General features: G+C 44.9%; 14 protein-coding genes. 7 read left to right on the plus strand and 7 right to left on the minus strand.

From position 1 onward, the window contains the following. The first annotated feature begins 19 nt into the window (after positions 1-19). The 5 genes from AC59JT_RS16565 (at position 20) to AC59JT_RS16585 (ending at position 4,418) form a co-directional block, all read left to right on the plus strand. On the plus strand, positions 20-1,459 hold the full coding sequence (locus AC59JT_RS16565) for a glycogen synthase (RefSeq protein ID WP_497400978.1): 1,440 nt from the start codon (positions 20-22) through the stop codon (positions 1,457-1,459). Continuing rightward, positions 1,456-2,718 (plus strand): glucose-1-phosphate adenylyltransferase, encoded by a 1,263-nt coding sequence (locus tag AC59JT_RS16570; RefSeq protein ID WP_497400980.1) that lies wholly within the window; start codon positions 1,456-1,458, stop codon positions 2,716-2,718. Before AC59JT_RS16565 ends, AC59JT_RS16570 begins: the two co-directional genes overlap by 4 nt. A 57-nt stretch (positions 2,719-2,775) precedes the next feature. Continuing rightward, complete coding sequence (locus AC59JT_RS16575) at positions 2,776-2,967, plus strand: hypothetical protein (RefSeq protein WP_497400982.1); 192 nt, start codon at positions 2,776-2,778, stop codon at positions 2,965-2,967. 156 nt (positions 2,968-3,123) lie between these two features. Then, positions 3,124-3,321, plus strand: coding sequence for a hypothetical protein (locus tag AC59JT_RS16580; RefSeq protein WP_497400984.1), 198 nt, complete (start codon positions 3,124-3,126; stop codon positions 3,319-3,321). Positions 3,322-3,404: 83 nt separating this feature from the next. Further along, positions 3,405-4,418, plus strand: a complete 1,014-nt coding sequence (locus AC59JT_RS16585) for a dipeptide epimerase (protein ID WP_497400986.1) — start codon at positions 3,405-3,407, stop codon at positions 4,416-4,418. Positions 4,419-4,442: 24 nt separating this feature from the next. On the opposite strand, the gene AC59JT_RS16590 is transcribed toward AC59JT_RS16585, so the two are convergent. Next, positions 4,443-4,895, minus strand: a complete 453-nt coding sequence (locus tag AC59JT_RS16590) for a 3-oxoacyl-ACP synthase (protein WP_497400988.1) — start codon at positions 4,893-4,895, stop codon at positions 4,443-4,445. A gap of 351 nt (positions 4,896-5,246) precedes the next feature. Here AC59JT_RS16590 and AC59JT_RS16595 point away from each other — a divergent pair, with 351 nt between their 5' ends. Then, on the plus strand, positions 5,247-5,468 hold the full coding sequence (locus AC59JT_RS16595) for a FeoA family protein (protein WP_497400990.1): 222 nt from the start codon (positions 5,247-5,249) through the stop codon (positions 5,466-5,468). After that, on the plus strand, positions 5,469-7,583 hold the full coding sequence (gene feoB / locus AC59JT_RS16600; RefSeq protein WP_497400992.1) for a ferrous iron transport protein B: 2,115 nt from the start codon (positions 5,469-5,471) through the stop codon (positions 7,581-7,583). Positions 7,584-7,643: 60 nt separating this feature from the next. On the opposite strand, the gene AC59JT_RS16605 is transcribed toward feoB, so the two are convergent. Genes AC59JT_RS16605 through AC59JT_RS16630 form a run of 6 tightly spaced genes read right to left on the minus strand, consistent with a single transcriptional unit; the run spans position 7,644 to position 13,558 of the window. After that, positions 7,644-8,651 carry an acyltransferase family protein gene (locus tag AC59JT_RS16605; protein WP_497400994.1) on the minus strand — a complete coding sequence of 336 codons (1,008 nt, stop codon included), beginning with the start codon at positions 8,649-8,651 and terminating at the stop codon, positions 7,644-7,646. Positions 8,652-8,673: 22 nt separating this feature from the next. Continuing rightward, positions 8,674-9,693, minus strand: coding sequence for an asparaginase (locus AC59JT_RS16610; RefSeq protein ID WP_497400996.1), 1,020 nt, complete (start codon positions 9,691-9,693; stop codon positions 8,674-8,676). Between the two features lie 38 nt (positions 9,694-9,731). After that, a complete protein-coding gene (locus tag AC59JT_RS16615) occupies positions 9,732-10,499 on the minus strand; it encodes a TatD family hydrolase (RefSeq protein WP_497400998.1) in 768 nt (255 codons plus the stop codon). A 47-nt stretch (positions 10,500-10,546) separates the two neighbouring features. Beyond that, complete coding sequence (locus tag AC59JT_RS16620; RefSeq protein WP_497401000.1) at positions 10,547-11,554, minus strand: FKBP-type peptidyl-prolyl cis-trans isomerase; 1,008 nt, start codon at positions 11,552-11,554, stop codon at positions 10,547-10,549. Between the two features lie 49 nt (positions 11,555-11,603). Further along, a complete protein-coding gene (locus tag AC59JT_RS16625) occupies positions 11,604-12,545 on the minus strand; it encodes an FKBP-type peptidyl-prolyl cis-trans isomerase (protein WP_497401002.1) in 942 nt (313 codons plus the stop codon). 2 nt (positions 12,546-12,547) lie between these two features. Continuing rightward, the gene (locus AC59JT_RS16630) at positions 12,548-13,558 is read right to left on the minus strand and encodes a DHH family phosphoesterase (protein WP_497401004.1); all 1,011 of its coding nucleotides are present in this window, start codon (positions 13,556-13,558) and stop codon (positions 12,548-12,550) included. Positions 13,559-13,709 lie beyond the last annotated feature (151 nt).

A 13,709-nucleotide genomic window follows, 5' to 3' on the forward strand; every position in this document is an offset into this window, starting at 1 on the left:
AGCAACCTTATTCAGCCAAATGAGAATTTTCCACCTAAGTGCCGAGTGTTATCCTGTTGCCAAAGTTGGCGGCCTTGCCGATGTTGTGGGCGCTTTACCCAAATACCAGAACCGCATGGGCCATAGTGCCGCCGTGGTAATGCCTTATTACGACCGTAAATTTACCCGCGAAAACGAGTTTGACGTGGTATTTCAAAGTGCCACGCTACTGGGTACCCGCAGGCTATATTTCGAGATACAAAAGGAGAAAACCGACAAGCTGGGCTTTGAACTTTATTTGGTAAGGATACCGGGGCTGATAGACCGCGAGAACATTTACAGCTACCCGGATGAAACCGAGCAATTCATCGCTTTCCAGATAGCTTTTTTAGATTGGATAAGCTACTCGCAGCAGTCGCCGGACATTGTTCATTGTCATGATCATCATTCGGGTTTGGTGCCCTTTCTGCTTAAGTTTTCAAAGCTTTATACCCGTTTGGCTAAAACTCCAACGGTGTTTACCATTCATAATGGCCAGTATCATGGTGCTTTTGGCTGGGATAAACTATCTTATCTGCCCGAGATCGATCTGACTAAAACCGGCCTGCTGGATTGGAGCGGTGGAATCAATCCGCTGGCTTCGGCAGTTAGGTGTGCCGATACCTATACCACCGTATCGCCATCGTACCTGGAAGAACTCGCGCACAATAGTAATGGCCTTGAGTATTTATTCTTTTTAGAAAAAGCGAAAGGCGTAGGCATTATTAACGGCATTGATACCGAGGTATGGGACGCCAAAACCGACCCTATGCTGGTAGAGAAATTTACCGCAGCCAAAGTTGCCGCCGGTAAGCAAAAAAACAAAGAGGCCCTGTGCGCCCGCTTTAATCTTGACCCAGCCAAACCTTTAATAGCATTTATTGGCCGCCTGGTAGGCGAAAAGGGTGCCGATGTGCTAGCCAAAGCCATTACCACCAGCCTTAAAACCAATACCGGCAAAGTAAGCTTTTTAATACTGGGTGCCGGCGAAACCGAACGCGAAAAGGAACTGCAGGAGCTGAAAGAGAAATTCCCGAAAGACTGTAATATATTTATAGGCTATGACGAGGCCCTGGCACATAACATCTATGCCGGGTCTGATTTTCTGCTCATGCCATCGCGTGTTGAGCCTTGCGGGCTTAACCAGCTTTACTCGTTACGCTATGGCACCATGCCTATGGTACGTACCACCGGCGGATTGAAAGATACCGTTATTGACTTCGGCGATGAAGGCGGCTACGGCATACGCTACAATCATGTAAGTGTTGAAGACATCGTATATGCCATAAAGCGCGCCATAGCAGTATATCCGGATACCAAACAAATGCAATTATTACGCAAGCGCATGATGGCCCTCGATTTTTCGTGGGATGTATCGGCCAAACAATATATCAACCTGTATACCAATTTAAAACCCGTTTCAACAACAACAACAACATGACATCAAAAGTAATTTCCATTGTACTTGGCGGAGGCGCAGGTACCCGCTTGTCGCCGCTTACAGCAACACGTTCAAAACCGGCTGTGCCTATAGCGGGCAAGTACCGTTTGGTTGATATTCCTATCTCTAACTGTTTACATTCGGGTATTACGCGTATTTATGTGTTAACGCAGTTCAATTCGGCTTCGCTAAACAAGCACATTAAGAACACGTATCACTTCAGCAGTTTTAGCGAAGCGTTTGTTGATATCCTGGCGGCCGAGCAAACGCCTACCAGTGGTCACTGGTTCCAGGGTACGGCCGATGCGGTAAGGCAAAGTTTGCACCACCTGTCGGTGCACGAGTTTGAGTACGTGTTGATCCTATCGGGCGACCAGCTATACCAGATGGATTTTGACGAGATGATCAATCATCACGTAGAAAGCGAAGCTGATATTTCTATTGCTACCATACCGGTGCACGTGAATGACGTACCGGGTTTCGGCATATTACAAACCGACGATCACAGCAACGTTACGGCCTTTGTTGAAAAACCGAAGAGTGGTTTTGATAAGCTGGTATCAGAAGTTAGCCCCGAGATGGAAGCACAGGGAAGGGTTTACCTGGCATCAATGGGTATTTACATTTTTAACCGTAAGCTGTTATATAAGCTGTTGCAGGGTAATGAAAGTACAGACTTTGGTAAAGAGATCATTCCGCAATCTATCGATAAGCACAAAGTAGTTAGCTACCAATACGAAGGCTACTGGACCGATATTGGTACCATCCCTTCGTTCTTTGATGCCAACCTGGGTTTAACAGATGATATCCCGCAGTTTAACCTGTTTGATAAAAATCATATCTACACCCGTGCGCGTATGCTGCCGCCATCAAAAATATCGGGCACGCACATGGAAAAAGCTATCGTGGCCGATGGTTGTATCGTAAATGCCAGCCATGTTATACGTTCGGTAATAGGCGTACGTACCCGCATCGGTTTTGATACGCATATCGAGAACTGTTACATTATGGGTAGCGATAACTATCAAACGCTTGAGCAAATTGAGGAATGCCACGAAAACAACCAACCTATTATGGGTATTGGCGACCGTTGTAAAATAAAAAATGCCATCATCGACAAAAATACCTACATAGGTAACGATGTATGCATTAATTGCGGTGACCTGATCCCTGATGGTGATTATGGCACCCACACGGTGCAGGATGGCATTGTGGTAGTTAAAAAACGCGCCGTTATACCTAACGGAACTATAATTTAACACAACAATGAGCGGCCTTATTGGTTAAACATATAGTAACCTTTAAAAAGTGACTATATGAAAAAGATCATCATAATGGCGCTGGCCGCCATAACCGCAGGCAGTGTTTACGCGAAACCGGTGCAGCAACCGCAGAAGCCCGACACTACCAAAACCAAAAAAGTTAAGCCACGCAGCGGCACGGGTAACATCAGGATAAATGGTGATACCACCGAGGTTCGCGTTGCGAAGGATACCATTAAAAAGTAGGCATTCGCCAGATAAAACAACCGCCTTTGCATTTTGCAAGGGCGGTTTTGTTTTATAGGCGATCGCTGAATGATTTGCGACAAATTTTTAATTTTAAAAACATTTTATTTCTTTAATGCTTGATTATAGTACACTATAACACTAAAAATCAACACTATGAAAAAGCTAATTTGTATGATTGCCATAGCCGCAATTACCACCGGCACCTTCTATGTAGCCCCTGCGCAAGCCCAGGAAATGCAACAGGATACCAGCAAAATGAAGAAGAAAATGAAGATGAAGGATGATAAGAAAAAAATGAAAATGAAAGGCGACACCACCAAGTGGAAAATGAAAAAAGACAGTGTAAAATAATATCTTCGTTTTAATAGCAGAAAGCGTTCGCGGGTACAATCCCGCGGACGCTTTTTATTTAAAATACCTTAGCTTTATAGCACATGAAACTGACTTACCGGCCCTTTAGTCTAGAACTAAGGCACGCTTTTACTATCGCCAAATTCTCGCGCACCGCGACGCCTATTATGTTGGTGCAGTTGGAGCACGAGGGGCAAACCGGTTATGGCGAAGCCTCGATGGTGCCTTACATGGGCGAGAGCCACGCTACGGCCGAAGCTTTTTTGAGTAAGGTTGATGTTAGACAATTTAGTTACCCGTTTGATTACGCTGCTATTATACAATATCTGGATAGCCTGGCTCCCGGTCAACCGGCTGTAAAAGCTGCTATTGATATTGCGCTGCATGATCTGGATGGGAAATTACAAGGCAAACCCTGTTGGCAACTGTTAGGCAGCAACCCCGCGCAAATGCCGCCAACAAGTTTCACTATAGGGATTGATACGCCCGAAGTTGTGCTGCAAAAAGTAAAGGAAGCCGAAGGATTTAAAGTATTGAAAGTAAAGCTGGGCCGAGACAGTGATAAAGAACTAATAACCACCATTCGCACCCTTACCGATGTGCCGCTATATGTTGACGCCAATCAAGGCTGGACGGATCGCAAACTAAGCCTCGACCTGATCTATTGGCTGCATGAGCAAGGCGTACAATTGGTAGAGCAACCCATGCCCAAAACCGATGTGGAAGGCAATGCCTGGCTCACCCGCCAGAGTCCTATTCCCATCATAGGCGATGAAGCCATACAGCGCCTTAGCGACGTTGACCAGGCCGACGGTGTTTACCATGGCATCAACATTAAACTCATGAAATCGGCCGGGATGTACGAGGCCCAGCAAATGATTGCCCGCGCCCGACAACTTGGCCTTAAAATACTCATTGGCAGCATGAGTGAAACCAGCTGCGCCTCCATGGCCGCTGCAGCCCTGGCGCCGCAATGCGATTGGGCTGATATTGATGGACCGTTTCTTACCGTAAATAATCCTTACAAAACGCCGGAGATCATTGACGGAAGGTATGTGTTGAGTGGAGATGCGGGCTTAGCGATCAAGCACCAATAGCACTAATTTTTTCGAATACACGGATTAGTGTATCTCAATTATCAAATAATCTTTCCCATTCAACCCAAACCCATCACCAGCTTTAAGCCCCTTCATTTTAAAACCAATTGGTGCTGCCGGCGAAACGGCCATATACTGTTCGTCATCAACCATTAAAAAGCCTGCACTTATAGCGATGTAAAATTTGCCGTTGTTGGTTATAACCACGCTGCCAAGGTCGACGATATTATGCGTAGCAGAAGTGTTGACCAGGTTTAGCGCTACTTTTAATTTATTGGCTTCGTTAAGCTGGGCCAGGTTGCGATTGGTTTCCTGCTGCATCATTTCGCGGCCCGTTTCATACTTGTCGCCGGCGCTGCTTTTGGTGTCTTCGCCGGCGGCTTGCTGCGCTTCTTTTATGCCCAGTTCGGCGGCGTCCATGCGCTGCTGCACGTAAGCCAAACAGGCCTGGTATAGTTTTTCTTTAAGTGTGTTCATTTTTTGTCTCCCCTGCCGGAGATGATAAAGATAATGCGGATAACATTAGGTTGATGCCCGGAACTTTTAAACGGCAATTTTTGCCAAAATAAAAGCCCCCGTTGCACTCGCTGCTTGGGGGCTTTCAACCTAAACCTTATCACAATGTAAGCTTGCGCCTACATGAATAGTAACGTAAAAGTAATGCAATCGGTTGTGTTATGTATATTTTTTTTTAATTTTCCTTATAAAATTTTTGTGACTAAACCGGATTGTTTGCTTAATCGTTTAACAATCAATTATTTATGGCCAATTTCGCTTATTTGTATTTAATATAAATAAGACCTACTTTTGGTTGATAATTAATAATTCATGAAACTTTCGCAGCTTGAAGTAGGACAGACCGGAATTGTAAAGGAATTTACCGACCTCGAGATGTCGGTAAAATTGATGGAGATGGGATGCCTGCCCGGCGAAGAAGTTAAAGTTGCCCGTATTGCACCCCTGGGCGACCCCATTGCCATCACCGTTTCGGGCTACCAGTTAAGCCTCCGCAAACGCGAAGCTTCAACCATTATACTACATACTTTATAATTGAAAGCTGATATAAGGATAGCGCTGGTAGGGAACCCTAATACCGGCAAGTCGACGCTATTTAACGTACTAACCGGATTAAACCAAAAAATAGGCAACTTTCCCGGCGTAACCGTAGATAAAAAAGTTGGTTATACCCAGTTGCCCGATGGCCGCCGCGCCGAAATAGTTGATCTGCCCGGTACCTATAGCCTTTACCCCAAAAGTAAGGACGAGAGCATCGTGTTTTCTGTTTTAGCCGACAAGAAAAACGCGCTTACCCCCGATCTGATCGTGGTTATCCTTGATGCTACCAACTTAAAACGAAATTTATTGCTTTATAGCCAGGTGGCCGATCTGAAAATACCGGTCATCGTGGCTTTAAATATGATGGATCAGGCCAAGCGTTCGGGTTTGGAGATCGATGTTGATCAGCTGGCTAAAAACCTTGGTGTTATTGTGGTTCCCATTTCGGCCCGCAAGCAGGAAGGTATTGACGGATTGAAAACCGCCTTATCATACGCCAACAACGTAGCCTTACAGGCCGATAGTATTGACGTACGTAGCATAGCACCTACCCTGGTTGATGCCATCTGCGCCGAAATGAAGGTTGACAATCCATACTTTGCCCTGCAGCTGGCTCATCAGCATGAAACACTAACCTTCCTTACACCCGAACAATCCGATCGTATTGAGGCTTTGGAACACGAACACGGTTTCCATACCCAAAAAGCTCAGGGTGCCGAAACCATCGCCCGTTATAACAGCATCAACGACCTGTTGTACGATACGGTTAGGAAACCCGAAACGGCGCACGATGAAACCATTAGCAATAAAATAGACAAGATCTTAACCCACCGGGTGTTTGGCTTCATTATATTCCTGGGTATATTAATGTTCATGTTCCAGTCGATATTTGCCTGGGCATCATATCCGCAGGACTTGATAGACAGCCTGTTTGTTTGGATACAGGAATCTTTAAATGGCGCTTTGCCTGCCGGTCCGTTAACCAGTTTGCTGGTTGATGGCGTGGTTGCCGGTTTGGCAGGTGTAATGGTATTCATCCCGCAAATCGCAATCCTGTTTGCCTTTATATCTATACTGGAAGATACCGGCTATATGGCCCGTGTTACCTTTATGATGGATAAGGTGATGAGCAAGGTGGGCCTCAGCGGAAAATCAGTAGTGCCGCTTATTGGTGGCTTTGCCTGCGCGGTACCATCAATTATGGGTACCCGTACAATTGAAAGCTGGAAGGACAGGATGATCACCATCATGGTGACGCCATTAGTAGCTTGCTCTGCGCGGTTACCGGTTTACACGCTGCTTATAGCTTTGGTGGTGCCTGACCGTAACGTTTGGTGGATATTTAACCTGCAGGGCCTGGCATTAACCGCAATGTATGTGTTGAGTTTGGTAACCGCTATCATCGTAGCCTGGGTATTTAAATTTATACTTAAAAGTCGCGAACGCGGATACTTTATCATGGAGTTGCCGGTATACCGCATGCCGCGTTGGGCCAATGTTATATTTTCTATGTATGACAGGTCGAAGTCGTTTGTGCTGCAGGCGGGTAAGGTTATCATCGCCGTATCCATTATTTTATGGGTGATGGCATCGTACGGGCCCGGCGATAGCTTTGAACAGATCGACAAGAAATATCAGCAGGAACAGTATACAAAAAAATTGACGCAGGACGAGATCGACCTCGCGATAGCGACAGATAAACTGGAAAGCTCGTACGCTGGTGTGCTGGGTCATGTTATTGAGCCTGCCATAAGGCCCTTAGGCTTCGATTGGAAGATAGGTATCTCGTTGATCACCTCTTTTGCCGCGCGCGAAGTATTTGTGGGCACCATGGCCACCATTTACAGCGTACACGGCGATGCTGATACGACAGACTCCGTACTCGAGAAAATGCGTAACGCTAAAAATCCCGAAACCGGGCAGCCAGTATTTACCCTGGCAGTTGCTTTCTCGTTAATGATGTTTTACGCCTTTGCCATGCAATGCGTAAGCACCGTAGCCATTGTTTACCGCGAAACCAAAAACTGGAAATGGCCTGCCATACAGTTGGTATATATGACTGCGCTGGCTTATGTGGCTAGCTTGGTTACGTATCAGTTGTTGAAGTAATAACTTGCGACTTGTAACTTGACTTGCACTCGTTTGCAAACGAGTGCAAGTTAAAGCAGCTTAATCCAGCAATTGCTTACGCAAGCCTTTACGTACCGGTATGTCAAACCAATAAGTTATCATAGCAGAAATCATAACAACTGCTGCAATGGCTATTACAACAGCTGCTACATACCCAGTTGTTGGTTCTAGAATTTTTTCAAGATCAATACCGAACGAATGGTGTATGAGGTATAGCGGATAAGAGATAGCCCCGCCTATGGCAAGCACCTTATTATTTAACACACTCATTTTCCCGGCTACGATCAGCGCAAAAATCAGGTAAAACACGGCAGTACATGCCAGGTGTTCCCAAACATTTAAAAAGCTGATGATCATTACGCTATGACCGTGCGTCACCAGTACTGTTAACAGGCAGGCACAAAGCAATAGCAGGTATGTCAATTTAATGCCCCGTGTATGCACCAGGTAAAATACAATGCCGGCTGCAAAAAAATGGAAATGACTGATCAAAGGAAATACGCCACGCGTAATAATAAAGAAACGTGTAAAAGCCGCGTTGGTATTGCCGGTAAGCAGGTACGATCCGTTTATCAGCCAGGTAATTATCAAGCCGACAAAAAGCAACAGTTCTATGTTTTTTAGTTTGTTTAAACGCCATGCTAAAGCTATACAGGCGTAAAAGCACATTTCAACATACAAAGTCCAATAGGCACCTACCAGGTTGGTGGTTTTAAACAAGGGTTGCAGCATACTGATGTTGCCTGCCCAAAACTTAAAGCCTGTTGGCAATATGGTGTTGGTAAACAGCATTGTGCTGGCTATGGCTATTAATATAGATAGCCAGTAAGCAGGATATAGCCGTATAAACCGCGCCGTAAGGAAATGCTTTACATCGCGGGCATTTAGTAATGATAGGTAAATAACGAAGCCGCTGATCATAAAAAACAGATCGACCCCGGTACAGCCGTATTTAAACAGATTTAAATGAAATAGAAAAACGGCCATTGCCGCAATACCGCGCAGGGCATCAAGCTCGTAAAACCGTTTATGAGGGGTGGCGTTCAAGTACCCTAAGGTAGCAATATGTTTACGATACCGTCAACTCGCCGCGCAGATCAACTTCCAGGTAATGTTTAACCTGTTTGGGGTCGTCAAATTGGCCTAACAGGTACATCATTTTAGTTACGGCGGCTTCAAATGTCATGTCGTAACCGTTGGCTACGCCCATGTCTTTTAGCTCCTTGCTGGTTTCGTAGCGGCCCAGTTCAACAGTGCCTACTTTACATTGCGAGATGTCAAGAATCACTTTGCCACTATCTATAGCGGCTTTCAGCAAATCGGTAAACCATTTGTCGGTGGTAGTATTGCCGGCACCGAAAGTTTCCATAACAATGCCACGTACGTTTGCTTCCAACACGGCGGCTACTACTTTAGGGCTTATTCCGGGGTATAGTTTAAGTACGGCAACCTCGTTCACCAGGTTTTTATGCAGTACCAGTGGAGCATCGGTAGGATGCTTAATATCATTGACGCTGAAGCGTAAGTGTACACCCGACTCGGCCAGTATTGGGTAATTAGGCGAACGGAAAGCTTCAAATTTTGATGAATTATATTTAAACGAACGGTTGCCGCGAAAAAGTTTATAGTCAAAATAGATACAAACTTCAGGCACCCGGGCACGGTCATTCTTTTTTGATTTGGCAATTTCTATCGCCGTCATCAAGTTCTCCTTGGCATCGGTACGTATGGCGCTTATCGGCAGTTGCGAACCGGTGAAGATAACCGGCTTAGCCAAATTCTCCAGCATAAAGCTCAACGCCGAAGCAGTGTAAGCCATGGTATCTGATCCGTGAAGGATAACAAAACCATCAACCGTATCATAATTTGATTCGATAAGGCCGGCCAACTCGCTCCATATTTCGGGGTTCATGTTTGATGAGTCGATGATCTCGTCAAACGAATGTACTTTGATCTTGCAGTTCAGCTTTTCCAGCTCGGGTACATTATCCATTATCTGTTCAAAGTTAATGGGTTTAAGCACTTTGGTAACAGGGTCACTCATCATGCCTATAGTACCACCGGTATATATAATTAGTATCTGGCTCATTAATAGGGGCTCAAATTAACAAAAAAAATTTAAGCGTTTCACACGCCAAACACCTGTTTGGAGTTGTTGGTAGTTATAGCGGCCACGGTATCCAGATCGGTGTTGTACACATCGGCAACCTTTTGAGCCACATATAATAAATACGAACTTTCGTTAGGTTTACCCCGGTGCGGAACGGGCGAAAGATACGGAGAATCCGTTTCTAAAACGATATGACTCAGATCAAATTGGTGTAAAAATTTATCCAGTCCGCCGTTTTTGTAGGTAACCACGCCGCCTATGCCCAGGTAAAAGCCTAGGTCAATCGCGCGCTGTGCCTGCTCTGCATTACCGGTAAAGCAATGGAAAATACCACGCAGCAACTCATCCTTCTCTTCCTCCAAAACGGCAAACACTTCATCAAAAGCCTCGCGACAATGTATTACTATAGGCAGCTGTAGGCTTTTGGCCCAGGCAATTTGTTGTTTAAAGGCCTGTACTTGCTGTGGCAGGGTGGTTTTATCCCAATACAGGTCAATTCCAATTTCGCCAATGGCATAAATTTTCTGTTGGTTTTCGTTGGCGCGGATGGCAGCAAGCTCGGCCTCCCAGTTTTCCTTTACAGAACATGGATGTAGCCCCAACATAGGATAGCACATGTTGGGATAAGCATTAACCAACTCAAACACCTGCTCAACCGATTCTGCATCCACATTGGGCAGAAACAGGCGCTCCACACCGTTTTGACGGCAGCGTTGTATCAACGCCGCGCGTTTATCGGGGTCTTGCTCGTAGTATAGGTGGGTGTGCGTATCGGTGAGTATCATGCTGCAAAAATAAAAAAGCCTCCTGATATGTCAGGAGGCTTTCAAGCTTATTTCTTTTTCGGAGCCGGTTTGGCTGCCGGCTTTGCGGCGGGCTTTTTGGCTGTCACCGTTTTTTTAGCGGTGGGTTTGGTAGTCGTGGTTTTCTTTGCCGGGGTTTTGGTAGCGGCTTTTGGGGCAGGTACAACTTTTACCAGTTCAACATCAAATATTAAAGTGGCACTTGGCGGAATACCCTGGTTGCCTTGCGGGCCGTAAGCCAGATCTGACGGGATCACGAAAGTTGCTTTTGAACCTTCGTTCAACAACAGCAAACCTTCGTCCCAACCTGCTATCACCTGCTGTGTGCCAACCACCAATGGTAGTGGTGAATATGGCCTGCCGGGTTGCAGCACACCGGCTTTTTGCGCTTCGGCTTCAATGCTGGTATCAAATACCCTGTCATCAATGGTGCGGCCAACGTAATTAACATAAACCGAATCGCCGGCCATAGGCTTGCGTTTTACCGATGGTTTGGTAATAACGTATTTTAAACCGGATGCAGTGGTTTTTAAAGTCAAATTGTGATCAGCAATGTATTTATCACGACTGATAGATTCGCCTGCTTTAATTTTTTCCATTTGGGCGTTACGCTCGGCAATAGCCTCGTCAAGCGTTTGCACCTGCTCCATTTTAATAACAAAGTTTAACGCGCTGCCTTTAGGCAAAAACGGCGGGCGCGATTCTTCATGACCTTTAAATAAGCTATCAGTAGGTACTTTAACCCAAACGCTATCCTTTACGGTCATTAGCACAAAAACGTCCATCAGGTCGCCTTGTGGTTGTACCTGTGTTTTAACCGGGCTGCCGTTTAAATAGGTGCTAAATAAAACCGAGTCCTTATCAGTTTTTTGCACTACGTTAAAGGTAATAACCTGGCCTTCTTTAATGCGTTCGCCGGGGTTATTAGTAATGAGGCGGTATTGGGTGCCTTTGGTGGTGCGTTTGTATTCAACCTGGGCGCTCGCTTTAAAAGTAAACGCGGCTAATAAAGTCAGTAAGATGTATTTTTTCATCATATAAAAAAGCCTCCCTGGTACGCAGGGAGGCTATACTTTTGTTTAAAACTTATTTTGTTGCTAGCGGGGCAGATGGTTTACCGCCTGGTTTGATAATATCAGTTATCTCAATTTCAAACACTAACGGAGAATACGGAGGAATTACCGGATTGCCTTGACCGCCGTAAGCCAGGTTTGAAGGAATGATCAAAGTAGCTTTTGAGCCTTTGTTCAACAATTGGAAAGCCTGATCCCAACCTGCAATTACCGCACGCACACCTACCGCAAATTTTAAAGGCTCGTAAGGGCGTTGTTCAGCACCCGGTAGTTTACCTTTTAAAGCTTCTGCTTTAATGTTAGTATCAAATAGTTTACCGGTTGTAAATTTACCTACATAGTTAGCTACAACAGTATCGCCTTTGGCAATCAGCGGGCCGTTACCGGCTTTGGTTACGTTATAGTAGAAACCAGAATCAGCTTTGGTAAAGTTTTGTTTTGAATCGGCAATGAATTTCTGAATTTTGGCAGGTTCTTTATCCTGTAAAGCTTTTGATTGAGCCTGGATGTAAGTACCTACAGTTGTTTGAAACTCCTGGTCGGTCATTTTACCTTTCGGTATTACTTTCTCGATTTTGATGTCATAAACAATGTATTTGCCTTTAAAGCCCGGAGGACGTGTAGCTTTTTTGAAGATGCTGTCAACAGATACTTTTACAGTTGCGCTATCACCTTCGCCTAATAAAGCTAACGCGTCAATAACGTCGCCTTTAAATTGTGGCTTAGGTACTATAAGCGGCTGTTGCTGGCCAGAATCATATGAGTTTGATAATACCGAGTCTGCATCATTTTTCACTACTAAGTTAGCACTGATAAAGTCGCCCTCTTTAATTTTTGGTTTGCCTTTTTCAGTGTGTATATTATATAACATGCCACCTTCACCTTGCTTAAAACCACCGTTGCAGCTTGCAAAGCCAATGGCAGCAAGAGCAAGAAACACTACATTTTTTCTCATTTTTATTGAATTAACAGTTTTTTATATTTTGGTAAAATTAATTTAAATTGGTTAACCACCTCGGCCAGGCTATCAGATGATTGTCCGCCGGCCGCATTTCTGTGTCCGCCGCCGCTAAAGTACAATTTACAAATCTCATTTGCAGGAAACTCGTCCTTTGATCGTAAAGAAAGTTTCACTTTGTCTTCGCGCTCCACAATAAAAGCGGCCAGGCGTATGCTGGCGATGGATAATGCATAGTTAACAATTCCTTCTGTATCGCCGGTATTTACATCATATTTTTCCAGATCGGCCTTATTTACAACGATTAGAGCGGTGTTATATTCCGGCAAGATCTCCAAACAATTAGTTAAACAATGACCTAAAAAGCGCAGCCGATTCTCCGAAGCGCTGCTGTAGATCAGTTCATGTATCCGGTAATTAACCGCGCCCGCGTCAATCAGATCGGCAACCACACGGTGTACTGCTGAAGTGGTGTTAGGCAAGCGGAACGATGCCGAATCTGTCATGATACCGGTATACAGGCAGGTAGCCACATCCTTATTGATAAGCGCCTTGTTGTTTAATATGTTGACTATAAAATCATACACCAACTGTGCTGCCGCGCAGGCATTAATGTCCCAATGGCGGAAATCATCAAAATCCTCGGGCTCCAGGTGATGGTCTATCATTATTTTATAGGCACTGCTGGCGCGCACCAGTTCGCCCATATCATTTATCCGGCTCAGGTTGTTAAAGTCAAGACAGAAAATAATGGTAGCGTTGGCAATAAGCTCGGCGGCTTCGGCAGAGTGTTCAGTATAGATCATTACTTCCTCATTGCCGGGCATCCAGCTTAAAAAGTCGGGATAATCCGTAGGGGCGATAACTTTAGTATGGTGGCCCTGCTGTATAAGGTAGTTATACAAACCTAATGACGAACCCATGGCATCACCATCAGGCTTATGATGGGTGGTGATAACAATTTTTTGCGGCTGCGCTAATAGGTTATTAAGCGAGGTGATATCTAACATTAAATTTTTTAAAAAAGAGTTGCAAAGCTATGTAAATTAAAATAAAAGCGTTTATTATTTAACTAAAAAAGCTTTACCATTCAAGGCTAAAAGCCTACTTTTGCAGCAATATTAAAAAAAGGAGCGCATTTTGCACAGTTAACGCCGAAAT

The organism is Mucilaginibacter sp. A3364 (genome assembly GCF_059690715.1).

Coding starts and splice junctions, on each gene's coding strand:
- AC59JT_RS16580 (WP_497400984.1), top strand. CDS start 3,124: ATGAAAAAGCTAATTTGTATGATTGCCATAGCCGCAATTACCACCGGC.
- AC59JT_RS16575 (WP_497400982.1), top strand. CDS start 2,776: ATGAAAAAGATCATCATAATGGCGCTGGCCGCCATAACCGCAGGCAGT.
- AC59JT_RS16625 (WP_497401002.1), bottom strand. CDS start 12,545: ATGAGAAAAAATGTAGTGTTTCTTGCTCTTGCTGCCATTGGCTTTGCA.
- AC59JT_RS16610 (WP_497400996.1), bottom strand. CDS start 9,693: ATGAGCCAGATACTAATTATATATACCGGTGGTACTATAGGCATGATG.
- AC59JT_RS16565 (WP_497400978.1), top strand. CDS start 20: ATGAGAATTTTCCACCTAAGTGCCGAGTGTTATCCTGTTGCCAAAGTT.
- AC59JT_RS16570 (WP_497400980.1), top strand. CDS start 1,456: ATGACATCAAAAGTAATTTCCATTGTACTTGGCGGAGGCGCAGGTACC.
- AC59JT_RS16615 (WP_497400998.1), bottom strand. CDS start 10,499: ATGATACTCACCGATACGCACACCCACCTATACTACGAGCAAGACCCC.
- AC59JT_RS16585 (WP_497400986.1), top strand. CDS start 3,405: ATGAAACTGACTTACCGGCCCTTTAGTCTAGAACTAAGGCACGCTTTT.
- AC59JT_RS16595 (WP_497400990.1), top strand. CDS start 5,247: ATGAAACTTTCGCAGCTTGAAGTAGGACAGACCGGAATTGTAAAGGAA.
- AC59JT_RS16590 (WP_497400988.1), bottom strand. CDS start 4,895: ATGAACACACTTAAAGAAAAACTATACCAGGCCTGTTTGGCTTACGTG.
- AC59JT_RS16630 (WP_497401004.1), bottom strand. CDS start 13,558: ATGTTAGATATCACCTCGCTTAATAACCTATTAGCGCAGCCGCAAAAA.
- AC59JT_RS16620 (WP_497401000.1), bottom strand. CDS start 11,554: ATGATGAAAAAATACATCTTACTGACTTTATTAGCCGCGTTTACTTTT.